20 protein-coding genes and 2 pseudogenes are annotated in these 22,160 nt (G+C 55.0%); 16 read left to right on the top strand and 6 right to left on the bottom strand.

Features of this window, described 5'->3' with window-relative positions:
- Positions 1–4: 4 nt before the first annotated feature.
- Together ACF8R3_RS16990 and ACF8R3_RS16985 are read right to left on the bottom strand one after the other, a co-directional pair.
- Positions 5–418, bottom strand: a complete 414-nt coding sequence (locus ACF8R3_RS16990) for a hypothetical protein (RefSeq protein ID WP_023532343.1) — start codon at positions 416–418, stop codon at positions 5–7.
- 56 nt (positions 419–474) lie between these two features.
- Positions 475–888: a hypothetical protein gene (locus ACF8R3_RS16985; RefSeq protein WP_058638745.1), complete on the bottom strand. Its 414-nt coding sequence runs from the start codon at positions 886–888 to the stop codon at positions 475–477.
- 84 nt (positions 889–972) lie between these two features.
- On the opposite strand from ACF8R3_RS16985, the gene ACF8R3_RS16980 reads away from it, so the two are divergent.
- Positions 973–2,046, top strand: coding sequence for an aminopeptidase (locus ACF8R3_RS16980; protein WP_058638744.1), 1,074 nt, complete (start codon positions 973–975; stop codon positions 2,044–2,046).
- 26 nt (positions 2,047–2,072) lie between these two features.
- On the opposite strand, the gene ACF8R3_RS16975 is transcribed toward ACF8R3_RS16980, so the two are convergent.
- Together ACF8R3_RS16975 and ACF8R3_RS16970 are read right to left on the bottom strand one after the other, a co-directional pair.
- On the bottom strand, positions 2,073–2,729 hold the full coding sequence (locus tag ACF8R3_RS16975; protein WP_058638797.1) for an HAD family hydrolase: 657 nt from the start codon (positions 2,727–2,729) through the stop codon (positions 2,073–2,075).
- A 116-nt stretch (positions 2,730–2,845) separates the two neighbouring features.
- Positions 2,846–3,394, bottom strand: a complete 549-nt coding sequence (locus tag ACF8R3_RS16970) for a gamma carbonic anhydrase family protein (protein ID WP_058638743.1) — start codon at positions 3,392–3,394, stop codon at positions 2,846–2,848.
- Between the two features lie 102 nt (positions 3,395–3,496).
- Here ACF8R3_RS16970 and prlC point away from each other — a divergent pair, with 102 nt between their 5' ends.
- From prlC to ACF8R3_RS16935, 7 genes and pseudogenes are all read left to right on the top strand, one after another.
- Positions 3,497–5,548, top strand: a complete 2,052-nt coding sequence (prlC, locus tag ACF8R3_RS16965) for an oligopeptidase A (RefSeq protein ID WP_392515921.1) — start codon at positions 3,497–3,499, stop codon at positions 5,546–5,548.
- Complete coding sequence (locus ACF8R3_RS16960; RefSeq protein WP_078477768.1) at positions 5,545–5,826, top strand: YheV family putative zinc ribbon protein; 282 nt, start codon at positions 5,545–5,547, stop codon at positions 5,824–5,826. Before prlC ends, ACF8R3_RS16960 begins: the two co-directional genes overlap by 4 nt.
- A 120-nt stretch (positions 5,827–5,946) precedes the next feature.
- On the top strand, positions 5,947–7,953 hold the full coding sequence (locus ACF8R3_RS16955; RefSeq protein WP_392515920.1) for a M3 family metallopeptidase: 2,007 nt from the start codon (positions 5,947–5,949) through the stop codon (positions 7,951–7,953).
- A gap of 61 nt (positions 7,954–8,014) precedes the next feature.
- A pseudogene (locus ACF8R3_RS16950) lies at positions 8,015–8,242 on the top strand (radical SAM protein); the annotation flags it as partial.
- Positions 8,243–8,289: 47 nt separating this feature from the next.
- Positions 8,290–10,077 (top strand): recombinase family protein, encoded by a 1,788-nt coding sequence (locus ACF8R3_RS16945; RefSeq protein WP_392515919.1) that lies wholly within the window; start codon positions 8,290–8,292, stop codon positions 10,075–10,077.
- A gap of 1,069 nt (positions 10,078–11,146) precedes the next feature.
- The gene (locus ACF8R3_RS16940) at positions 11,147–11,491 is read left to right on the top strand and encodes a hypothetical protein (protein ID WP_392515918.1); all 345 of its coding nucleotides are present in this window, start codon (positions 11,147–11,149) and stop codon (positions 11,489–11,491) included.
- Positions 11,492–11,837: 346 nt separating this feature from the next.
- Positions 11,838–13,088 (top strand): primase-helicase family protein, encoded by a 1,251-nt coding sequence (locus tag ACF8R3_RS16935; protein ID WP_392515917.1) that lies wholly within the window; start codon positions 11,838–11,840, stop codon positions 13,086–13,088.
- 419 nt (positions 13,089–13,507) lie between these two features.
- On the opposite strand, the gene ACF8R3_RS16930 is transcribed toward ACF8R3_RS16935, so the two are convergent.
- Entirely contained in the window at positions 13,508–13,738 is a 231-nt protein-coding gene (locus ACF8R3_RS16930) for a hypothetical protein (protein WP_392515916.1), read from the bottom strand.
- Between the two features lie 14 nt (positions 13,739–13,752).
- The gene (locus ACF8R3_RS16925; protein WP_392515915.1) at positions 13,753–14,709 is read right to left on the bottom strand and encodes a hypothetical protein; all 957 of its coding nucleotides are present in this window, start codon (positions 14,707–14,709) and stop codon (positions 13,753–13,755) included.
- 133 nt (positions 14,710–14,842) lie between these two features.
- Here ACF8R3_RS16925 and ACF8R3_RS16920 point away from each other — a divergent pair, with 133 nt between their 5' ends.
- The 8 genes and pseudogenes from ACF8R3_RS16920 to ACF8R3_RS16885 all read left to right on the top strand — a co-directional run bounded on the left by ACF8R3_RS16920 (position 14,843) and on the right by ACF8R3_RS16885 (position 22,121).
- Positions 14,843–15,061 carry a helix-turn-helix domain-containing protein gene (locus tag ACF8R3_RS16920; RefSeq protein ID WP_125854561.1) on the top strand — a complete coding sequence of 73 codons (219 nt, stop codon included), beginning with the start codon at positions 14,843–14,845 and terminating at the stop codon, positions 15,059–15,061.
- A 480-nt stretch (positions 15,062–15,541) separates the two neighbouring features.
- Positions 15,542–16,087 (top strand): recombinase family protein, encoded by a 546-nt coding sequence (locus ACF8R3_RS16915; RefSeq protein WP_177010147.1) that lies wholly within the window; start codon positions 15,542–15,544, stop codon positions 16,085–16,087.
- 242 nt (positions 16,088–16,329) lie between these two features.
- Complete coding sequence (locus tag ACF8R3_RS16910) at positions 16,330–16,572, top strand: hypothetical protein (protein WP_125854559.1); 243 nt, start codon at positions 16,330–16,332, stop codon at positions 16,570–16,572.
- A gap of 84 nt (positions 16,573–16,656) precedes the next feature.
- A pseudogene (locus ACF8R3_RS16905) lies at positions 16,657–17,493 on the top strand (PA0069 family radical SAM protein); the annotation flags it as partial.
- Positions 17,494–17,967: 474 nt separating this feature from the next.
- The gene (locus tag ACF8R3_RS16900) at positions 17,968–18,624 is read left to right on the top strand and encodes a hypothetical protein (protein ID WP_392515914.1); all 657 of its coding nucleotides are present in this window, start codon (positions 17,968–17,970) and stop codon (positions 18,622–18,624) included.
- Positions 18,625–18,827: 203 nt separating this feature from the next.
- Positions 18,828–19,286 carry a hypothetical protein gene (locus tag ACF8R3_RS16895; RefSeq protein ID WP_182138457.1) on the top strand — a complete coding sequence of 153 codons (459 nt, stop codon included), beginning with the start codon at positions 18,828–18,830 and terminating at the stop codon, positions 19,284–19,286.
- A gap of 392 nt (positions 19,287–19,678) precedes the next feature.
- Positions 19,679–20,398, top strand: a complete 720-nt coding sequence (locus ACF8R3_RS16890; protein ID WP_058603673.1) for a carbonic anhydrase — start codon at positions 19,679–19,681, stop codon at positions 20,396–20,398.
- Positions 20,399–20,588: 190 nt separating this feature from the next.
- Positions 20,589–22,121, top strand: a complete 1,533-nt coding sequence (locus ACF8R3_RS16885) for a SulP family inorganic anion transporter (RefSeq protein ID WP_182138456.1) — start codon at positions 20,589–20,591, stop codon at positions 22,119–22,121.
- Positions 22,122–22,160: the final 39 nt, after the last annotated feature.

Below are 22,160 nucleotides of genomic sequence, written 5' to 3'. Positions count from 1 at the left end.
GGGCCTAGGGTATGCAGAAGACCCTGCTAGGTTCGTTGACGACCACGGTCCTGGCTGAGTCATACAACAGCACCTGCGGTTCCATTACCGGCGCCCTTGCCTCAAGCCTATAACGCTCGCCCGCCTCGAAGTGATCGTAACGCACCGTCAGGTAGCATGTACGGTCCCTGGGGTCGGTAGAGAACCCGCCCGCGTAGATCTCATAGTCGAAACGTACGATCAGTTCGTGCTTGCCGGGCGTCACCTGAAAATAACGGCCGTCGTCCAGGCGTTTGCCATCGAGGCGGTCGGCCATGATGACCCTGCCGGGTGTCATGGTGTAAAGGTCTACCCAGGCCTGTTTAGGGTCCTTGGGCGGTAAGGGGCTAGCACAAGCTCCCAGTGCACTGAGGGCGATCAGCATCATGGGCTGGCGCATGGCAGGTTTTCCACTTGCAGTGAATACCTGACAAGCATAGCGCTGTTTTGGATGCTTCACGTGCGCTGGCAGCCTGCCGGTTCACCCTGGCTGACCAGGTTCTGTTGCTGATCATAGAGCTTGATCCAGGGACGGAAGCCGATGCTGCCAGCCTGCAACTGGTAACGCTCGCCAGCATCGAAGCCCTTGAAGGCCACCTTGACCTGGCAATCACGCCACAGCGGGGCGTCAACGGGGCCGATGTTACTGGGCGCCACCGGGAATTGATAGCGCACGGTCAGCTCATGGTTGCCGGGCGGTATTTGGAAATAACGGTTGTCGTCCCAGTCCCTTGCATCGACTTTTACCGCGTCCAGGGAAGTTTGCTCGCCTGGTTCAAGGTCGACCCACGCTTGAGAGGGGTCGGGGTCAGGCAATGTCGAACAGGCCGTTGTCAGCAGCAATGAACCGGCGACCCACAATGCGCGCATGGCGAAACTCCCCTTCGGCGAGATAATCTTTAGGCGAATGGGGTTGAGCGAATCAGACGGTAGACGATGCTTGGAACAGTGCTTGTGCAACGCTCAGACCCTGGGGCACTCGACCGTGTTTTCACCCGGTTTGTTCCGCTACTGCTCGTCGCGCTGCTCAACGGTTGCAGCAGCGCTGGCTATTATGGCCAGCTGGCAGTCGGCCAGTGGGAGCTGCTGCAGGCGCGTCGGCCCCTGACGAAGGTGATGGCCGACCCTGCCACGTCCGAGCCGTTGCGCGCTCGGCTGGCGTACGCCCTGCAGGCGCGGACATTCGCCACCCGGCAACTGAAATTACCCGACAACCGAAGCTACACGACGTACGCCGATTTGGGCCGCCCGTACGTTGTATGGAATGTATTCGCCACCCCTGAGTTGTCGCTACAGCCGGTCACCCACTGTTTTCCCATTGCAGGGTGTGTGGCCTACCGTGGCTACTACCGCCAAGGCGCAGCACGGGGTGCAGCGGCGTTGATGCGCCAGCAGCGCCTTGACGTCTATGTGGGCGGGGTAGAAACCTATTCGACCCTGGGCTGGTTCGATGACCCGATCCTGTCATCGATGATGGGCTGGGGTGAAGAGCGTCTGGCCACGCTGATCTTTCATGAGCTGGCTCATCAGCGTGTCTACGTGCAGGACGATACGGCCTTCAACGAGTCGTTCGCGTCGTTCGTCGAGCAGCAAGGCACGCGGCAATGGCGGCTGAGCCGTGGGCTGGGGGCCACCGGCGAAGACCATGGCCCCCAGCGCGAGCAGTTCATCCGCCTGGTGCTGGCCACGCGGGCACGGCTACAGGCGATTTATGCGGCGCCCACCGATGATGAAACCAAGCGCTTGGCCAAGCGGGCCGAGTTCGAGCGGCTACGGCGCGATTACCGTTTGCTGCGCGATGGCCCCTGGAGAGGCGATGCGCGTTACGACGCCTGGGTATATGGGCCGATGAACAATGCGAAATTGCTGCCATTCGGGCTGTACGATCAGTGGGTGCCGGCTTTTTCGGCTTTATTTCGCCAGGCCGAAGGTGACTGGGAGCGATTCTATGAGCGCGTCGGGCAACTGGCGTCATTGCCCATCGGAGCGCGCACTGCAGCCCTGCAAGGGTTGATGCCCAAGGGCTAGCCCGCGCTAGCCGGTTGCCCGTCCCTTCAGCGCGATTGCATGCTGAACGCCTCGTGCAGCTCGGCCAGGGACGCGAAATGAAACGCCGGCGCTTCTGCCATCAGTTCCTCGCGGCTTCCGAACCCATACCCAACTGCCACGGCCTGCACGCCGTTACTGCGGGCACCGATCAGGTCATGCTTGCGATCGCCGATCATGAGCGTGTGTGCCGGGTCCAGCCCTTCTTCGTCCAGCAGGTGGCGAATCAGCTCGACCTTGTTGGTTCGCGTACCGTCCAGCTCGCTGCCGTAGATCACTTTGAAATGCTGGTCGAAGGCGAAGTGGCGGGCGATTTCGCGCGCGAATTCCCACGGCTTTGAAGTCGCTATGTAGAGCGTGCGGCCTTGGCCATTGAGGGTTTCGAGCAGCTGCGGTACCCCGTCGAACACGAGGTTTTCGTACAGGCCCGTGACGCGAAAGCGCTCACGGTAAAAGTTGACGGCCTCCCAGGCCTTGGCTTCGTCGAAACCGTAGAACTGCATGAACGCCTGCAACAACGGCGGGCCGATGAAGTGTTCAAGGCGAGAGAGGTCTGGTTCGTCGATACCCAGCTTCGCCAAGGCGTACTGGATGGAACGGGTGATACCCAGGCGGGGGTCGGTCAGGGTGCCGTCGAGGTCGAACAGAATGTTTTGCTGGTGCATAGGGAAGGTGTCCGCTTGGTTGCTGCGCCGCATGCTGGCGGGCGAGCCGATGCCCGCATGGCTGAGTCAGAGCCCGATACCGGCAGCTGCGCGGCCGGCGGGCTGTGGAAAAACGATCAGTCCGGCTGATCGAAGCCCTCGGCCAGGTGCTGGTCCTTGAGCTTCACGTAGTTGCCGGCGCTGTAGGCGAAGAAGGCACGTTCCTGGTCGTTCAACAACCGGACCTGCCTGACCGGGCTGCCCATGTACAGGTAGCCGCTGACCAGGCGCTTGCCCGGTGGCACCAGGCTTGCGGCGCCAATGATCACCTCGTCCTCGACGATGGCGCCGTCCATGACGGTACTGCCCATGCCGACCAGGATGCGGTTGCCCAGTGTGCAGCCGTGCAGCATGACCTTGTGCCCGATGGTGACTTCGTCACCGATGATCAGCGCAAAGCCATCCGGGTTGAACAGGCTGGCGTGGGTGATGTGCAGTACGCTGGCGTCCTGCACACTGGTGCGCGCGCCGATACGGATGCGGTGCATGTCGCCACGCACTACCACCAATGGCCAGACCGAACTGTCTTCGCCGATCTCGACATCGCCCAGTACCACCGCCGAGCGGTCGACGAAGGCCCGCGCTCCGAGCTTGGGACGGTGTTGCTGGAAGCTTCGAATGGCCATGATAGTGTTCCTCATGTGTGCCGATAGGCTGGCTGCCTGCTGCGGTCGGCGTCGATTGTAATTAAGATGGGGCTGTGTTTCTTCTGCCAAGGTATCCAAACCGTGACTGCGAACAACCCGCTTCTGCAATCCCACGATCTGCCGCCCTTCTCGCAAATTCGTGCAGAGCACGTGCTGCCGGCGATCGAAGCGATCCTGGCCGACAACCGTAAAGCTATTGCCAGGATTCTTGAAGAACAAGGCGCAGCGCCTACATGGGCAGGCCTGGTGCTGGCCATGGACGAACTGAACGACCGCCTCGGGGCCGCCTGGAGCCCGGTGAGCCACCTCAATGCAGTGTGCAACAGCCCAGAGCTGCGTGAAGCCTACGAGGCCTGCCTGCCAGCGCTGAGCGCCTACTCTACGGAGCTTGGGCAGAACCGTGCGTTGTTCGATGCCTACCAGGCACTGGCTGCAAGCCCCGAGGCTGCCACGTTCGATGTGGCGCAAAAGACCATCCTTGAACATGCGTTGCGTGACTTCCGCCTGTCGGGCATCGACCTGCCTGCCGCAAAGCAGCAGCGCTACGCCGAGGTGCAGAGCAAGCTCAGCGAGCTGGGCAGCCGGTTCTCCAACCAGCTGTTGGATGCCACCCAGGCGTGGAGCAAGCACGTCACCGACGAAACCGCGCTCGACGGCCTGCCGGACTCGGCCAAGGCCCAGATGGCCGCCGCTGCCACCGCCAAGGGCCTCGATGGCTGGCTGATCACCCTCGAATTCCCCAGCTACTATGCGGTGATGACCTACGCCAGCGACCGCGCGCTGCGCGAAGAGCTGTATGCAGCCTACTGCACCCGCGCTTCGGACCAGGGCCCGAACGCGGGGCAGTTCGACAACGGTCCGGTGATGCAGCAGATTCTCGATCTGCGCCAGGAGCTTGCCCAATTGCTGGGCTACGAGAACTACGCCGAGCTGAGCCTGGCGACCAAGATGGCCGAGTCCACCGACCAGGTGTTGAGCTTCCTGCGCGATCTGGCCAAGCGCTCCAAGCCCTTCGCCGCCCGCGACCTGGCCCAGCTCAAGGCCTATGCTGCCGAGCAAGGTTGTCCGGAGCTGGCCAGTTGGGATGCCGGGTACTTTGGTGAGAAGCTGCGAGAGCAGCGCTACAGTGTGTCCCAGGAAGCACTGCGCGCCTACTTCCCCATCGACAAGGTACTGGGTGGCCTGTTCGGCATCGTGCAGCGCCTGTACGGCATCGAGATCAACGAGCTCAAGCAGTTCGACGCCTGGCATCCGGATGTACGCCTGTTCGAGATCAAGGAGAACGGCCAGCATGTAGGGCGCTTCTTCTTCGACCTCTATGCCCGCGCCAACAAGCGTGGCGGTGCCTGGATGGACGGGGCGCGTGACCGTCGCGTAACGGCGCAAGGCCAACTGCAAAGCCCGGTGGCCAACCTGGTGTGCAACTTCACCCCTGCCGCGCCGGGCAAACCTGCCCTGCTGACCCATGACGAGGTCACGACGCTGTTCCATGAGTTCGGCCACGGCTTGCACCACCTGTTGACCCGCATCGATCACGCCGGGGTGTCTGGTATCAACGGCGTGGCATGGGATGCGGTAGAGCTGCCCAGCCAGTTCATGGAGAACTGGTGCTGGGAGCCCGAAGGCCTTGCCTTGATTTCCGGCCATTACGAAACCGGCGAGGCGCTGCCGCAGGACCTGCTGGACAAGATGCTGGCGGCGAAGAACTTCCAGTCCGGCATGATGATGGTGCGTCAGCTCGAGTTCTCGCTGTTCGACTTCGAACTCCACGCCAGCCACGGTGACGGCCGTACGGTGCTGCAAGTGCTCGAAGGGGTGCGCGATGAAGTGTCGGTCATGCGCCCACCGGCCTATAACCGCTTCCCGAACAGCTTTGCGCACATCTTTGCGGGCGGTTACGCAGCAGGCTACTACAGCTACAAATGGGCTGAAGTGTTGTCGGCCGATGCCTTTTCGCGGTTCGAGGAAGAAGGCGTGTTCAATGCCGAAACAGGTCGGGCGTTCCGTGAAGCGGTGCTGGCTCGAGGCGGCTCTCGTGCGCCGATGGTGTTGTTCGTCGACTTCCGCGGGCGCGAGCCGTCCATTGACGCCTTGCTGCGCCACAGCGGCCTGGCCGAAGAATCGGCAGCATGAGCGAGGACGCCGTGAACAAGACCAAGAAGCGCTTCATCGCTGGCGCGGTATGCCCGGCATGCAGTGAAGCCGACAAGCTGATGATGTGGAACGAAGACGGCGTGCCGCACCGCGAGTGTGTGGCGTGCGGTTTTACGGACACGCTCAATGAGCAGGGCTTGTCGGTGCCCAGCGAACTGGGCACGCGGGTCAACCAACAAGCGCCCAAGCCGGCAGCGGCGAAGGTGCAGACCGTGCAGTTCTTTCCCAATCCGAAGCTGAAGAAACCGGCCGATTGACCGCTGCACCGCTCGGGCGCAAGGCCCGGGCGGTGGGGCTGGTGGTAATTAATCGCGACCTGCACGCTCACGCAGTCGCCCACGCTTGCCAGCTCCCATTATCGAGCAAGGTAAAGCGTGATGAGCAACCCGCTTCTGCAAGATGGCAACGTGCCCGTCGACTACCCCTCCATCACGGTTCAAAGCATGCAGAATGCGTTCGACCAAGTCCTTGAGCGGTATGCACAAGGCATCGAGCGCGTGATCAACAGCCAGCCATCGATGCCAACATGGGATGACCTGGTGTTGGCCATGGATGATCTGGACGCTCAGTTGTACGCAGTGCTTTATGGGGTAATGCCATTTCTGGGCAAAGGGCAGGCCTGGAGTGACCCTATCCTGGCGTTTCACATTGCTGCCAGCTCCGCGTTGGACTCAAGGTTTTGCAACGAGCAGCTTCAGTCGCTGTATGAACAGCTGGCGTACAGCGATATCGGCCGTAATCTCGATAGCCGCCAGCGGGCAACATTGCGCTGGCACGTGGAAAGGTTTCGCGTCAGTGGTGCTTCGCTGCCCAAAAGCGACAAGGCGCGGCTGCTCGACCTGCAACGCCAGATAACCGAGCTTGAAGAACGGTATCTGCTCAATCTCGATCATCCGGACGTGGTCGTCGATGACATCACTCAGCTGCGCGGTCTATCCCAACGCAGTCTCGATGAGCTGAACGAACGGGCAAGGCAGCGTGGCAATAACGGGTGGTCTATACCCTGCGAAAGCTGGGCTGTCGACCGTGTGCTGGAAGAGGCCGAGCTGGGTGCTATCCGTGAGCAGGTATACCGGGCTTTCCATGGACGTGGCGTCAATACCGGTTCGTCACCAGATAATGGTCAGGTGCTGCAGCAACTGGCACTTCTGCGCCATGAACGAGCGACGCTGTTGGCGTTCTCCGATCACATGAACCTGAGCTTGGCGCGCAAAAGTGCAGGTTCGCCAGGCCAGGTTCGTGCATTCCTGCAAAGTTTGGCTGCTGGCATGAAACCCCTGGTGCAGCAGTGGCGCTCAGACCTTGAGCGTGACGCACAGAAATTGGGTCTGGATGACATGCAGCCCTGGGACCTACGCTTTGCCCAAAAGCAACTGCGAGACGCGGCCAAGATAGTGTCGAAGGAGGCGCTGCGCGAATTTTTCCCAATGGCTGCCGTGATCGACGCGCTGATCCAGCTGGCCAGGCGGCTCTTTGGCCTGGAGTTGAGGGCCACCCCTGCCCCTGTATGGGCACCCTCAGTTCTGGCTTTTGAGGCATTCCAGCACAACGCACGCATTGGCTTGCTCTATCTCGATGCTGTACAGCATGCCGGTAAGCAGGCAGATGCGGTATTCACAACCTATGTGCGTAACCGCCGGGTCGACGCGGAAGGGATTTACCAGCAAGCGGTGGTGATCGTCTTCAGTGATGTGCCCGAAGGTAGCGCAGGTGCACAGCCGTTGTTGGATCACCTTGCGCTGCGCAAGCTGTACCACGAGTTCGGCCATGCGTTACATCACCTTATGGTGCGTACCGACAACCACGTTCAGTCGGGCGTAATCGAACTCGGCACAGACGGGACGGAGCTATTTGGCAAGCTGTTCGAACGTTGGGTGTGGAACGCCGCCTATCTCGTCAGCATTTCCTCCCACCATTCGGACGGGCATCAGATTGATAGTGAGCAGGTCGAGCAGTGCATCGAGCGCTACAAGCGCGAAGCCATCGGCGAAGCCGCGCTTGAGCTGAGCAAGGCCTTGTTCGATGTGGACCTGCACACGAACCCAGGTGACGGGAAAACCGTTCGCCAGCGATTCGCTCAATCGCGCGAACACTGTGGTTATTGGCCCCTGCACGCCCATGAGCACCCAGCCCACGCCTTCGACCACCTGGCTACCGGGTATGACGCCGGCTATTACGCCTATCTCTGGGCAGATGTATGTGCCGTGGATATCTTTACCCGCTTCGAGCAAACGGGGTTACTTGATCGTGCGCTTGGACAGGTGCTGTTCGAGTCACTAATCGCCCCAGGGGCATCGCGCCCATTGCGTGAAGGGGTGAGACAGTTTCTAGGCCGTGAGACCAGCCTGCACCCTTACCTCCAGTGGCTTCAGGCTGCCGGATAATCGGGCTGGCAATTACCCGGCATGCCCTTTACTGTATATGCATACAGTAAAGAGTTTAGCCATGTCATATTCACCTCCTTTGAAGGGCCGCGGCACTGCGCATAATCCGCATAATCGCTTCGGCCACACCCGCTCATCGTATGAGGATGATGGCTGGTACCAAGATGTGCCGATCACGCAAGGGACCGAAGTGCGGATCGAGACGGCCAAGACCGTGATCAGCCGCAATACCTCCCCCGACCTGCCCTTCGACCGGTCGATAAACCCTTATCGCGGTTGCGAGCACGGATGGCCGTGGTAGATTAAACGTACCGATAGGTTTTCGAGTCTGCCACCGTGCCTCTATGCTTTCCGTACGTTCGATTTTCCAGCCAGAAGCAGGCGGATGGTAATTCCGTTGTTCGCCAATCTGAACGCATTGAGTCCTTCGTAACTAGGTACAGCCTTACGGTTGATACCAGACTTGAGGATCACGGCATCAGTAGCTTCCGTGGAGCTAACGCTAAGAAAGGTCAGTTATCTGGATTCCTTCAGCGGGTGCGTGACGGCGAGATTCCGCACGGCAGCTACCTTCTCATTGAGAACTGGGACCGGCTTTCTCGTCAGGTACTCGACGCATCAATAGAGATATTTTCTGACCTGATTCGATCCGGCATCAAGATTGCTGTGTTGGACGAAGATACAGTTTATGACGATCTCACCAGCAACAGCTTCATCCGGGCAATTGTCCAGTTTGAAAGGGCTCACTCGGAAAGCTTACGCAAATCGGATATGTCGAAAGCGTCCTGGCGCGCTAAGCACAGGGCGATGGCCGAAGGTGCAATAGCCACAGAAAAATGTCCTCAATGGTTGGTAGTGAAGGATGGGGCGTGGTGCAAGCGTGATGATATTTGCCTACACATTGAAGCCATGTTCTCTCTTGCTCAAACCTACGGAATGGCAGAAACAGGAAGACGCCTCAACGCTCAATTTGGCACCAGCTATAAAACTCACCAGATTCAATACCTGTTACGCAATCGACGCTTGATAGGCGAACATTCTCCGGTGGAACTCAGCAAGGAACACGGCAAAAATGTACCCACTGGTCAGGTGATTGAAGACTACTACCCACAAGTAATCCCTCCAGCGACGTTTGAAGAAGTACAGACGATACTCAAGAGTCGAAAACCGTTTTCAGGCAGGCAGGATGCAACAAACCTAAACATTTTCCGCAACCTTCTAGTCTGTGCCGAATGTGGCGGTAGTACGAGGTTCATGCTCAAGAGTGGTAAAGAGTACTACTACTGCACGGCATCGATGACTGGTGGCTGTGTTGACGATCAGATTAGGTCAATTCGTGGGGAGTTCCTTCGCCGTGTATTATTTAAATTTGAGCATTGGACTGCAATCCGAGACTACATAGCCGCTGGCTCAGATGTACTGAAGGCGCTGAAGAAAGAAGAAACCGTTGCCGTCGCAAAACTGACCAGATTGGAAGCCAAGGCAGACGGGTTGATGAATAAATTCGCTGCTGAAGATGATGAGGACAAAGCTGAAACCTACGTCAGCTTGCTTACTGAAACCCGGAAAGGTATTGCCACCGCTAACGCTGACATTGATCGTATCAAACACGAGCTTGCCAGCCTAGATGGGGCATTTGCCCTTAACGACAGCAACGTTGATTCTTTTGAATCAATGCTGACCTCTGACAGTGAACAAGCCCGCACCGACCGCCAGCGGCTGAACAGATACCTGCGGGGGATATTCCTTAACATTGAGCTTCACTTCCCCACACGCAAGTTAGTGACACAGCCTATACCCGCTTTGGCGAACAGAATCAGCCCGGTGGTTGCATACGTCCAGCAGCCGAAAGATAAACGCACAGGCGATGACTACGGCCACCACACTTGGATCAGCAAGGATCAGCAGGCGCTGATTCTCAAAAGGATTAAAGCACGGCTACGCCGAGCCGGTATACCCTCGCCCACCTTCCAGCAGGTGAAACCGATCTACGACGACGTGGTGCTTTCCCTCCCACCTAAGAGGAAGCCTCGAACTCAGTGCAAGAACAAGCCTAAGCTGGTTGAACTTCCAATAGAGCTTGATGGGGTAATTTGGAAGGCTTCAGACCCATTCCTCAAGTAAGTGGGATTGGGGCAAGCGGTTTTTCGCGATCAAAGGGGCTATTTCAATAGGGTTTTATAGGGCTAAAACGACGATCTTTGAAAAGGGCTACCTAGGTAGCTCCTTATACCTAGTACACCTTCCAAGCGCTTTTAGGCCGTGGATAACACTATTTGGTGCTGAGCACAACATAAACGTAGATCATTTATTCTTAATACTGTATAATAGATACCCTCTCGTAAATTTCGTGAGATTCGACAGAGCTGAACGCTTGGGCTGCCGGATGTTTTGGGGTAAATATTTGGAGAAAACTTTTGAAAGTTACAATTATTTACATTTAGCTCAAACACCCTGGAAGCCTTATATATCAAGCTTACAGCAATTCCTGAAACTAATAATTGAATTCTGGTCATTCTTGGATATAGACAGTCAGCCATTTTGGCTGTAATATGTTTATAGAGGATTACGAAATTTTTGGTGCAACGCCGGAAATTGATTCTCTGTTTCAAACTTAGCTTTAATCATTTCCCAACATCCTTAAGCTATCTTCAACTTTGAAGGTGTTTTGCTGCTCACGTTTTCTACTTTTCTTGATCGTTTGCAGTAACCCCATCTGATGGTGCTCCTACCTCGGCAACATTAGATGTCCAAGTCTCATCAACTTTTATCTTCCTTGTGAGTTGGCGAGACTTTCTTTTTGCACTAAATTTCTTATTTTTCGCAACTAAATCATCCTGCCGGAAGGAGTCTGTATGGTCGCTATATTTCGCCCATGCCTTGTATGTGGGTCACAGATGCTAACAAAGCGCTCCAATCGAGCAATCTGCTCGTCGAGCTGCCACGGAAAGTGGCACAGAGCCAGAGTAAAACTTTTTCCAAGTCTCTCGCCTAGTGAGGTATTTAACCACTTGGAAGAGATGCAAGAGTTTCTGACAGTGCGAGCTGTTATGAAAGAAACGGCTGTTTCAGCCCAATAACCAGCCTGATTTTCTCTGGTCTTTTTAGACTCGCCGCAAAGCTATCCAATGCCATGATTAAGGCCAGCAGTCGCCGCATTAAGGAGAAGAACAAAAACAAATAGGAACCAAAAATGAACTACTTCGTTGTACACCGTGCAAGCAATTCAATCGTGCGTATCGTGGCATCATCGCGACAACCATCCAGTACGGATGAATATAAATTCGTACAGGCAACGGACGGCTACATGAATCTGTTTTACGAAAGGCAGCGACAAGCCGCCAAAGGTCAGTTTGTTGACCTGTATTCAGTAATTCCGAAACCTAAAATTTCAGAGACTATCCTCCTCTCTGAGTCAGATCGTGAAGAATTGACTGAATATGTTCATAAGCATAAAGATCGTGAGACGGTCCAACGCATGTCTTGGATTTGGCGAGTATCAGAGCGAGAAGTTAATAGAATTATAAAAGGACAGTGATCCGGGGTGGGTATCTCTCTATTATCCCCTGGCCACCCCTTCCTCTGGAGCCCCTGATTTATACGGGCTCCAGAGAGCTTGCTGGGTGTACCCGAGACTGCATCAAATCATGGATTTAAATAATCTAGCAACTAACTTCCGAACAACAACACCCCAACCGCAACTATAAGCATCAAGAGGCAACCCCTTATGAGAATACATCTCAATGAGCGATCTTCGTCTGAGCTTTTGAAGATCATGCAGCATTACGGCAATACAAGCACCAATCATCAACTCAACTTAATGATCAGCGGTCTTTACAAAGCACTGTTTGAAAATAAAAACCCATCGAATGAGGTAAACACAAATGACGAACACGGCAATCAAAAACAGTAACGCTATCGCCCTCCAAGCGGTCCAGGCCCGATTTGTTCGTGTCCCGTCCCAAAACTCATATCCACGATTCAGAGATTTGATTACTGGCATCGACCAAGGTGACGGGGGTATTGTCGCTCACTATTACAAACAGCAGGGCGGTAGTGAACATGACGCCGCTTACCTCCTTGGCTGCTTGCCTTGGGCGTATGGGGAAGGTTTTCAACCTAACGCAGGTCCTGTGCTAGCTGGTGGACTCATCAACCTCTGGAAAGCGCCAGCAATACAGCCAACGGGTCAAAAGGTCACACGCGCACAAGTGGCACCGTTTATTGAATTCCTAAAGAGATGGTTCCCCGACGACCTTGAACGTCAATATTTCGGCTGGTGGTTGTCACATGCTGTGCGTAAACCAGAACAGAGAATAATCGCTACTCCTGTTTTACGGAGCCAGCACGGCGTTGGTAAAGGATTTCTTGTCGAGACGCTGCTTTCAGGGCTCTTGGGTCGTTCCTCAGTGTGTGTCTGCGCTCTTAAGGACGTTGTAGGCGATTTCAACGATGTAATTGAAGGCAAGACACTGGCCCTTATCGATGAAGTGTATAAGAGTAAGAAGAGCACAACGGATAGCCTTAAAGCTTTCCAAGGCAATGCGACTATTCCATTGCATCGCAAACATAAACCAACAGTCACAATTGATAACTACCTAAACTTTATAATTACCAGCAATGACCATCTCCCGCTTGTTTTGGAAAAAGGTGATCGTCGCTTCTGGATTCCCGGATTCATACGCCACAAGCATTCGGTCCAAGAGACAGCCGAGTTCATTAACGGACGCTTAAAGCCTTGGCTAATTAATGGTGGCGGCATGCAATTAGTTCGTGACTTTATTGAACAGATTGACCTTAGCAAACATCAAGCAACAGACGCCCCGCCCATGACAATATCCAAACAAGAGCTTATGGGCTTTAGCAGCGCTGATAAGCTTGAAGAATTGCTAACCGAAATGGTTGAAAACAATATGGTATTAACTGTCAAAAGCATCAAGGATTCCTTCTCTAGCGAATTTGATCACTCCCTTACCGACATGGCTGTCGCAGGGGTCCTTTTAGCAGTAGGTTGTAAGCAACGCAGGACCAAACACCAACGCTATTACATCACACCTCTAGGTTTTGAAAACGGTTTGTCAGCAGAATCGACAGCAAAAGACCTGGAAGACAAGCTTGCAAAAAGATTATTCTAACTCGAAATGGTGACAGGTGACATATAGGGTGACAGCAACCATATTATAGTGTCACCACTGCAGGCTGCTTGTTATATGAGCTTCACAGATAAGGTGACGCGGTGACAGCCTTGTGTAGGCTTTTCTTAATAAGAGTTACAGTAAGTCAAAAGAGCGTAGCGAATTTGACGTAAGGGATCTTCGATAGAAGTCCCGCAAGATGTTTTTCCCGCCCTCTCAAACAGAAGACAGCTTAAATAAACAGTATTCACTCTACAATCCAAGAGCAGAAAACGGGTATCCTTTGTCAATCACAAGCTAATGAAAGAAAGGAGAAAGCAATGAAATCAACATAAAACTAAATTGACTTACTCCAGCTCAGTGGAGTTATCTTTATTGAATCAGGCTGCTTTTTGACTACAGAGCTATTTAGAAAAGCTTCAAGCTAGGCTAAACCGCATCGAGCGGCTTTGGCAAACCTGAAAAAGCAATGTGATCAGCAAGAGATAAACCAATGCTAAACCAACATAGAAAAGATGGGCTGAAAAGCCCATTTCTTCTTTATATCCACGTAACCGCCCATATACGCTAGGCTGAATATCTATTTTGCTAAGCAGTATCCTTCTTCCCTCTGGAGTTGCACTGACAAAACAAAAAATCAATTTCAGCATAAATTTATGCAAGGCTAATCGGATGCTTCTGCCTTAATATTACCAACCCATAGTCTTTTATCGTCAGTATTTCGCCCAGGTCGCCAAAAAACTTCACCATGAATTTCATCAGGAATGCGATAGACTATTTTTGTTTTCATTGTAATAAGTGGATTGATTTTCCTAAACCACATATTATAGCCTTCCAGACTTATAGGTTCGATATTATCGAACTCATATTCTCTTCCGTCATAATTGATGAATAGGCTACCCTCTACCGGTAAGCGAGATTCAGTGTCTATATTCTTGAAGGTTGCATGGACTACGAAGAATCGCGAACCAGCCCAGGTTTTAGGTTCTGCATACCTATTACCTGTTCCCACCCGCCTACCATAGGTTCCACGATCAACAGAAATGTCAAAATAGCCGATTTTTGCTTTTTGGGGTCTAGCTGTAACATAGGCTGCATAGCTTTCACTGTAGCTCGAATTGGAACTCAAGCTTGCAGCAAGCCCAGCCGTTTTGCAATACATGAATCTATTGATGTTTTCCTTTTGCTCCTTAGACTTACTTCCAGCTTTCTTGATCGAGACCCACGTATTAATCGCCTCCTTAAAAGCGTCTGATGAGTAAATGTCATACATATAAGCATCTGTTAAATCTGGCGACCCTCTTAACATCGCCCGATCGCTGTCAAGTTGTTTATTGAACTTCAATCCTTTACGAATAAACTCAGATCGAAAGTCTTCAACTATCGAGTCTTTAGCGGCCACATATCGCAATACATCCATGACTTCAAGCACGTCGGATGCCTTTTCCAGAGCACTCACTTCGTCTTGATCTAGGTCATTTAGATACTTACCACAATCAAATGAAAGAAAATAACCACCAGCCATGACTGATTTCAGTGTGTCATCCGGCTCAGCATGGGAGAGTGAGGATAGAACTAAACAAGAAATAAGCACGCTTGTTGCTCGAATTGCACCTTTCACATGGCGATCCTTCTAGAAGAGCAATTTGCACTGGTATCGAAACTGCCAAATCGTGCACCCTGCAGTGGGTTTTTTAGCCGAATGTCACGATTAGTGTGTTCACGATTAGAGCACATGCGCACACGCTGAGGGAATGCCCTCTCCTTCCCTACGCCGCCGTTTCGGCCATCGAGTTCGTGAGCTTCGTCTTGCCACAGGCATGAACCAAGAAGCCTTCGCAGATAAGTGTGGCTTTGCGCGCACCTACATGAGCCGCATTGAGACTGGCGGAGCCAATCCGAGCTTAGACGCCATCAAGGTTCTTGCTGACGCGCTAGAAATTGATCTTCCCACTCTTTTTCAAGACTTATAGCCAGATTCAGCTACGCGGGATTGAATGGTACGACGAGGCTGTAGTCACACGTTGAGCACCGCCGAACCGCGTGCTTCTTGTTTATATCGATGACCTGATGAAGGGTGTTCCACTCGCAATTTGGGCATTTGAAGCCTTTGCCAGAGCCTGGATTCACCGCCCTGTTCCATCCCCAGCCTGTAGCACCGCATTTCGTGCATTGAGACACCGAACCTTCGCTGTAGAAGGTTTTCTGTTCGCAGTGTGGGCATTGTGAACCAGCCATTTCATTCCCTCGAATTTTTACACTGAAGGCAGATTGCCACTTCAGCTCGCACCCGGCAAGAATTACGACGACCATGTTCATTTGAGTACACCCCAATGACCACTCATCGGTGAATACACCTACCCAGTGAAATCTGTATTCATTAGGCTTGATTCTGATAGTGAATACACGCATACTCTAAGCATCTAGACCCATGTGAATACAGGAGTGGCAAAATGGCAAAGGTCGGGTATGTGCGGGTTAGCTCGGTTGACCAAAGCACTGAGCGTCAGCTTGATGGGGTCGCCCTGGACAAGGTATTCACCGACAAAGAGAGCGGAGCTACTACAGACCGTCCTCAGCTCCAAGCAATGCTTGAGTACGTCCGAGAGGGAGACACGATCATCGTACACAGCATCGACCGCCTAGCTCGCTCTTTGGCTGACCTGCTGAGGCTGGTGGAAGAACTGAATACCAAAGGTATCCATATCCGCTTTCACAAAGAACAGCTTGAGTTCACTGGCGAGAACAACCCAATGCAGAAGCTCATGCTCTCGATGATGGGCAGCTTTGCAGAATTTGAACGGGCGATGATTCGTGAGCGTCAGCGGGAAGGTATCGAGAAGGCAAAGGCAAAGGGCGTATACAAGGGCCGGTCTAAGACGGTGGATGATGAAGCAATCCGTGCTGCTATCGCTGGTGGTCTTTCGTTCCGTAAGGCTGCTGAGGAGCTAGGAGTGAGCTTGTCCACTGTGCAACGTGCTATGAAGGCCAGTGCGTAAGAAAGTCGTAGCAGGAACCGTCTTTACAGGCGGTTTAGGCCTCCTTGAGGCGTCCTAGGGCCTTACTCCTATCTAAGGCTCAGGCACGTTAACACGGCACGATATTTCCCTATTATGCGGATGATAATCATTACTATTTATGCGCTATCTTAACCGTTCATCTCCCGTGCCGATATTTGCCAATACTCCAACCTCGCCTACCCTAGATTTGCCATGTGGCTTCTAAAGGAAGGAGTTATGCAATGGATGATGTGGAACGTACCTCAGTGGAATGTCTTCACCGTGCTGAACGAGTTATTGAACAGCTTGAGCTTGAAGGTACACCGGTCCCGATTTGGGCTAGGAAACAATTGGAACATGCCAATGCTGTACTAAAGGCCTACCGAGAAGGTGGTGATTGGAAAGCAAAATTGAACGAGAGCATTCGTTTCCAAAATCGCTATCAGTCCGAAATCGAGGCTCACTTCCAAAAATACCCGAGCTAGCACCACGCGCACTGTCCTTCTCGTTAGAACTCGTCACCTACTGGCGGGTTCTAGCCACGAGCCATATCGGTTCGAATTGAATATCATAGCTGCATCTATTGCTATGCGCGCCCTTCCCACGCCTATTGGGACCTGTCGCCGGGTCTGGATTTCGAAACCAAGCTGATCGCCAAGACCAATGCGGCCGATGTGCTGGCGCAGCAGCTGAGCAAACCTGGGTACGTGTGTGCGCCGATCAACCTGGGGGCTAACACCGACCCTTATCAGCCGATAGAACGCGAACACTTGCTGACTCGGCGTTTGCTGGAGGTGCTGCTGAAATTTCGACACCCAGTGACCATCGTCACCAAGGGCGCTTTGATTCTGCGTGACCTTGACCTGTTGACCGAAATGGCCAGCTTGCGCCTTGTGCGCGTGATGATCAGCCATACCACCCTTGATGCTGGCCTTAAGCGTGTGCTGGAGCCCCGTGCCGCTTCGCCTGCTGCGCGCTTGCGGGCCATACGCCTGCTGCGCGATGCGGGCGTACCCGTGGGCGTGCTGTGTTCGCCGATCATTCCCATGATCAACGACTGTGAACTGGAGCAGTTGTTGGAGTCGGCGCAAGAGGCCGGCGCGCAAAGCGCGGCCTACATGATGCTTCGCTTACCGCTGGAGGTGGCCCCTCTGTTCGAGCAGTGGTTGCACGATCACTATCCGCAGCGCGCAGCCCATGTGATGAGCCTGATTCGGCAAAGCCGGGGCGGAGCGCTTTATGACAGCCGCTTCGGTGCTCGTATGCGGGGTGAAGGTGTTTTTGCCCAGCTGCTTGCCCAGCGCTTCGCCAAGAGTGTCCGCAAATTAGGATTCCAGGAACGTGACGCCTTGCAACTGGACTGTTCGCAGTTTAATCCGCCTGGCGCCCAGCTTCAGTTGTTTTGAACCATGGAGCATGGCTCCTCAGATCCTGCGGTAGCGCTGTGCCTGCTTGGAGAAAATGCGCTGCCGCATTGAAACCCTAAAAGGCGCTCATCAGTGATTGTGAATGGACGTAGATTTATTGTTTGGAGCGAGCACGTCATTGAAGAGGATAACGCGTTCAGCGAAGTAACCCGGTAATCGACAAAGCCACGATTGGCGAGGCTTTGAGGCCGCATTATCTTTTTGGGCAGAATAACGCGGGTGTCACTTGTGTAAGAAAATGCTTACAGGTATGTAAGCATATTGCAATTCCGCGGTCATGTAATGCTCAGTTAACCTCGGACCTCACTCTGAACAGCGCTCAGTACACGGTTGAAGTTGAAAAGCTAGCTCATCAAAAGAGCCCTTCAGAAATAAGCCGACCTCCAACGCTCTGCTGACCGCCACAACATTGGCGACGGAGATAACAAGGTTTGGCCAGCCAGCAGGCTTTACATGACCATCAGGGAAGATATGCATAATACCGACGATTTGGATGCAGCCACCGGACCTGCAGCGTTTCAGTCTCCCTACCTCTGCCGATCTCATTGGCGGCCTTGCTTACTGGCCCTGCTTGCCTATGGCGCATTTACCGTCGTGTCGGCCATGTCATCAACCGCTCAAGCTACGGAGCTTGCCATGCAAGATAATCCAAACCACTGCCAATCCTATCAACCAGGTATGAAACTTCCGGAGGGTGTGTTCCCACCCATGCCGGGTTACACCCACGAGGACTTGATCGGCGCTGCTACAACGCGCGCCCAAGCAGTGTTGAGCAACAGGGGTATCGAGCCAGCGCTTGTCCGTGAATCGTTGATTGGTCTGGCCGACCAGCTTAACCGGGTGTTTGAAGCCCAAAATGTCGAGTATCAGATATCGACGTGGTACCAGAAGCCCTATGCGAACAGCGCGGACCGTGGCAAGAGCGTTGCCGACATGGCCGAGCACTTCGGTGCGCTTGCTGTTCGCGCTGCTACCGAGTCCCTTAGAGGCTCGCCGCTATTGGACAAAGACCGTGACCTACTCGGCGACTACATTGAAAGCGCAGGAAATGGTGTGCACGATCTGATAGCTGGATTGGAAAAGTCGGGCAGTGATTCAGTGGACAAATGACCCAGTGCCTACTAGTGCTTCAAATAATCTCTGCCGCATGTCGTGCGAATAATGAAAGTCTGGCCAAGATGCGAATGCTACGACCTCGTCTTCGATCAAGGACACACCATAAGCACGCTTATTCCGGGCGCTTGGGCCTAGCCTTGGCTGCCAGCCTACTAGCGGTACTCGCCAACTCCCCTGTTTACGCCAAGGAGTCAAACATGGCTGACAAAAATTACACCTATCACTCGTACACGCCTGGTATGAAGCTCCCCGAAGGTGTTTTTCCACCCATGCAGGGATACACCCATGGTGCCTTGATAACGGCGGCTCAGGCGCGCGTTGAGACTTACCTGAAAGCCCATAACATCGACCCCGTCGTGATTCAAAGGTCACTGGATGCGCTGGCAACGAGTATGCGTGAAAAATTCGAGCGCGAGGGCGCTGAATACCAAGTATCCAGTTGGTATCAGAAGTCGTATGACGATCCGGCGGCGCGTGCCCGGAGTGTGGCAGCGATGAGTGAAGAGTACGGCTCGGCAACAGTTGAAGCGGCTGCTGAGTCCTTGGAAGGCTCCCCATTGCTGCACCAAGGCAGGGATTTCTACAAAGGCTACATCGCAGCTGCGGGCGAGGCCGTTCGTGATTTGATTCTGACATTGAACGACCGGAAGGCTTGATCGGGCATCGAGGTGTGGTCCCCTTCGAGCACCCAGTGCACTACAGCTGTGCGAAATGCAACCCGGAAGGCGCACTGCCTCCCGCCTCGACAGCCTACGTTTTGCCACGCGCTGGGGGACTACCCCAGCCTCACTAATCCGAGCAAATAATTGCAGTCATGGTACTTGGCAATTGATGCTTTTTTGCTACTATTGAAGCACCCTCCTGATCATCTGGAACGCCCGTTCTAGAGCCTCCGAATTAAGTTTCAGTTAAGTTTTCCCGGCTAGCGTAGGAAATCAGTCCACACCGACTGTGATTTATGCTCAATGCCTGTCATCTAAATCCCAGCATTGCCAGAATCTTTCACCGGTAAAATGGATTTGCCTACTCACCGTCAAGAGGATGAATCATGCCCGTAAAGGACCCATCCAAGGTCGTGCCGCAGGTCCCTGCGGAAAGCGCCGACGCCGCCCTGAAGCACATTGTCGACGGCTTCCTGCGCTTTCATCATGACGTTTTTCCTGAGCAGCAAGAGCTGTTCAAGAAGCTCGCCACGGCGCAAACGCCGCGCGCCATGTTCATTACCTGCGCCGACTCGCGCATCGTGCCGGAGCTGATCACGCAGAGCTCGCCGGGCGATCTGTTCGTCACCCGCAACGTCGGTAACGTGGTCCCCCCTTATGGACAGATGAACGGCGGCGTTTCCAGCGCCATCGAGTACGCCGTCATGGCGTTGAAAGTGCATCACATCATCGTCTGCGGCCACTCCGACTGCGGCGCCATGCGCGCCGTGCTCAACCCGCAGTCGCTGGCCAAGATGCCGACCGTCAGCGCATGGCTGCGTCATGCCGAAGTCGCCCGCACCGTGGTAGAGAACAACTGCTCGTGCGAAACCGAGCATGAGAACATGCAGGTGCTGACCAAGGAAAACGTCATCGCCCAGTTGCATCACTTGCGTACCCACCCCTCCGTCGCCTCGCGTCTTGCCGCGGGCGAGCTGTATATCCATGGCTGGGTATACGACATCGAGACCAGCAAGATCGAAGCCTACGACGCCTTGAGCGACAGCTTCCTGCCGCTGTCGGCAGACCAGCCAGTGCCCTGTGCCACGCCGAGAGGCCGCTACTAAGCGACCCGACCACCGCTGAACCTTGATGGCCGGCTACACCCTGCTGGGGTGTGGCGTGGCCGTCTGCTGCCCTGAATTCCCTGACTGGTGTGCCGGCTGCTGCGCTGGCGGCCTGCTGCTGCGCGCCTGTCGGGGCTAAACGTGCCCACGGCCAGAGGAATGGCCGTGCGATAGAGAAAGGAGTAATACGGTGAACATTACACAGCTGAAAGCGGCCCTGCCGCGTGAGTTGCTGGCCTCGGTAGTGGTCTTTCTGGTGGCCCTGCCCTTGTGCATGGGCATTGCGATCGCCTCCGGCATGCCGCCGGCCAAGGGGTTGATCACCGGTATCATCGGCGGCATCGTCGTCGGTTTTCTCGCCGGCTCCCCGTTGCAGGTCAGCGGACCGGCAGCTGGGCTGGCGGTGCTGGTCTTCGAACTGGTGCGCCAGCACGGCATGGCCATGCTCGGGCCGATTCTGCTTCTGGCAGGGTTGCTGCAGTTGCTGGCCGGGCGCCTGCGCCTGGGCTGCTGGTTCCGAGTGACGGCGCCGGCGGTGGTGTACGGCATGCTGGCGGGTATCGGGGTACTGATCGTGCTGTCGCAAGTCCATGTGATGTTCGACACCGCGCCTCAACCGTCGGGCATGCAGAACCTGCTGGCGTTCCCGGCAACCGTCGCTGGGGCGTTGCCGCTGGAAAGCGCAGGCATGGGTTGGCAGGCCGGTGCATTGGGGTTGGGCACCATGCTCATCATGTGGGGCTGGGAGCGATTGCGGCCACAACGCTTGCGCTTCATTCCGGGAGCGTTGCTGGGCGTGACAGCCATGACTGCCATCAGCCTGTGGCTGGCGCTGCCGGTGAACCGCGTGCAGGTACCGGCGGACTTGTCCGAGGCCATCGACTGGATTCGCTTCGATGACCTGATGAAACTGACCGACCCTGGCCTGCTGGTGGCGGCCTTTGCACTGGCATTCATCGCCAGCGCCGAAACCTTGTTGTCTGCCGCAGCGGTGGACCGCATGCACAGTGGCCCGCGTTCGGATTTGGACCGGGAACTGTCGGCCCAAGGCATCGGCAACATGCTGTGCGGGATACTGGGCGCGCTGCCCATGACCGGCGTGATCGTGCGTAGCTCGGCCAACGTCCAGGCCGGCGCACAAACCCGGGCTTCGGCGATTCTGCATGGCGTGTGGCTGCTGGCGTTCGTGGTGGTGCTCAGCAGCATTCTGCAGCAGATTCCGATTGCAAGCCTGGCCGGGGTGCTGGTGTTTACCGGGATAAAACTGGTCGACCTCAAAGCCTTCCGGGGCCTTGGGCGCTATGGCCGGATGCCGATGTTCACCTATGCGGCTACCGCCCTGGCGATCATCTTCACCGACCTGCTCACGGGCGTCTTGTTGGGCTTTGCCCTGACGTTGCTCAAGCTCGCCTTCAAGGCCGCACGCCTCAAGATCAACCTAGTGGACCTGCCCAAGGCCGGGCACATGGAACTTCGCCTGAGCGGCGCGGCAACCTTTCTCAAGGTGCCGGCGCTGACCAAGGTGCTCGACGGCGTACCCGCCGGCACCACGCTGCATGTGCCGCTGGGCAACCTCAGCTACATCGACCACGCCTGCCTGGAATTGCTCGAAGACTGGAGCCGCAGCAATGCGGCCAGTGGTTCGAAGCTTCGAGTCGAGCACAAGCGCTTGAAACGACGGGTGGAAGGACGGCTACGCACCACGTCCGGCGTGGGTGCCTGACCTCGGGCTGTGGCCCAGGCTGGCCATCGCAACGTCGGC

Source organism: Pseudomonas sp. FYR_7 (genome assembly GCF_043106155.1).
GTDB lineage: Bacteria > Pseudomonadota > Gammaproteobacteria > Pseudomonadales > Pseudomonadaceae > Aquipseudomonas > Aquipseudomonas parafulva_B.
Note: the sequence above shows the minus strand (reverse complement) of the source record. Positions and strands in the feature narration are given on the sequence as shown.

Excerpts from the sequence above, each read along its gene's own strand:
- ACF8R3_RS16915 (WP_177010147.1), top strand. The coding sequence starts at position 15,542 with ATGGCAAAGGTCGGGTATGTGCGGGTTAGCTCGGTTGACCAAAGCACT.
- ACF8R3_RS16910 (WP_125854559.1), top strand. The coding sequence starts at position 16,330 with ATGGATGATGTGGAACGTACCTCAGTGGAATGTCTTCACCGTGCTGAA.
- ACF8R3_RS16930 (WP_392515916.1), bottom strand. The coding sequence starts at position 13,738 with ATGCTGAAATTGATTTTTTGTTTTGTCAGTGCAACTCCAGAGGGAAGA.
- ACF8R3_RS16985 (WP_058638745.1), bottom strand. The coding sequence starts at position 888 with ATGCGCGCATTGTGGGTCGCCGGTTCATTGCTGCTGACAACGGCCTGT.
- ACF8R3_RS16920 (WP_125854561.1), top strand. The coding sequence starts at position 14,843 with ATGCCCTCTCCTTCCCTACGCCGCCGTTTCGGCCATCGAGTTCGTGAG.
- ACF8R3_RS16895 (WP_182138457.1), top strand. The coding sequence starts at position 18,828 with ATGGCTGACAAAAATTACACCTATCACTCGTACACGCCTGGTATGAAG.
- ACF8R3_RS16890 (WP_058603673.1), top strand. The coding sequence starts at position 19,679 with ATGCCCGTAAAGGACCCATCCAAGGTCGTGCCGCAGGTCCCTGCGGAA.
- ACF8R3_RS16975 (WP_058638797.1), bottom strand. The coding sequence starts at position 2,729 with ATGCACCAGCAAAACATTCTGTTCGACCTCGACGGCACCCTGACCGAC.
- ACF8R3_RS16900 (WP_392515914.1), top strand. The coding sequence starts at position 17,968 with ATGACCATCAGGGAAGATATGCATAATACCGACGATTTGGATGCAGCC.
- ACF8R3_RS16955 (WP_392515920.1), top strand. The coding sequence starts at position 5,947 with ATGAGCAACCCGCTTCTGCAAGATGGCAACGTGCCCGTCGACTACCCC.
- ACF8R3_RS16960 (WP_078477768.1), top strand. The coding sequence starts at position 5,545 with ATGAGCGAGGACGCCGTGAACAAGACCAAGAAGCGCTTCATCGCTGGC.
- ACF8R3_RS16990 (WP_023532343.1), bottom strand. The coding sequence starts at position 418 with ATGCGCCAGCCCATGATGCTGATCGCCCTCAGTGCACTGGGAGCTTGT.
- ACF8R3_RS16940 (WP_392515918.1), top strand. The coding sequence starts at position 11,147 with ATGAACTACTTCGTTGTACACCGTGCAAGCAATTCAATCGTGCGTATC.
- ACF8R3_RS16935 (WP_392515917.1), top strand. The coding sequence starts at position 11,838 with ATGACGAACACGGCAATCAAAAACAGTAACGCTATCGCCCTCCAAGCG.
- ACF8R3_RS16970 (WP_058638743.1), bottom strand. The coding sequence starts at position 3,394 with ATGGCCATTCGAAGCTTCCAGCAACACCGTCCCAAGCTCGGAGCGCGG.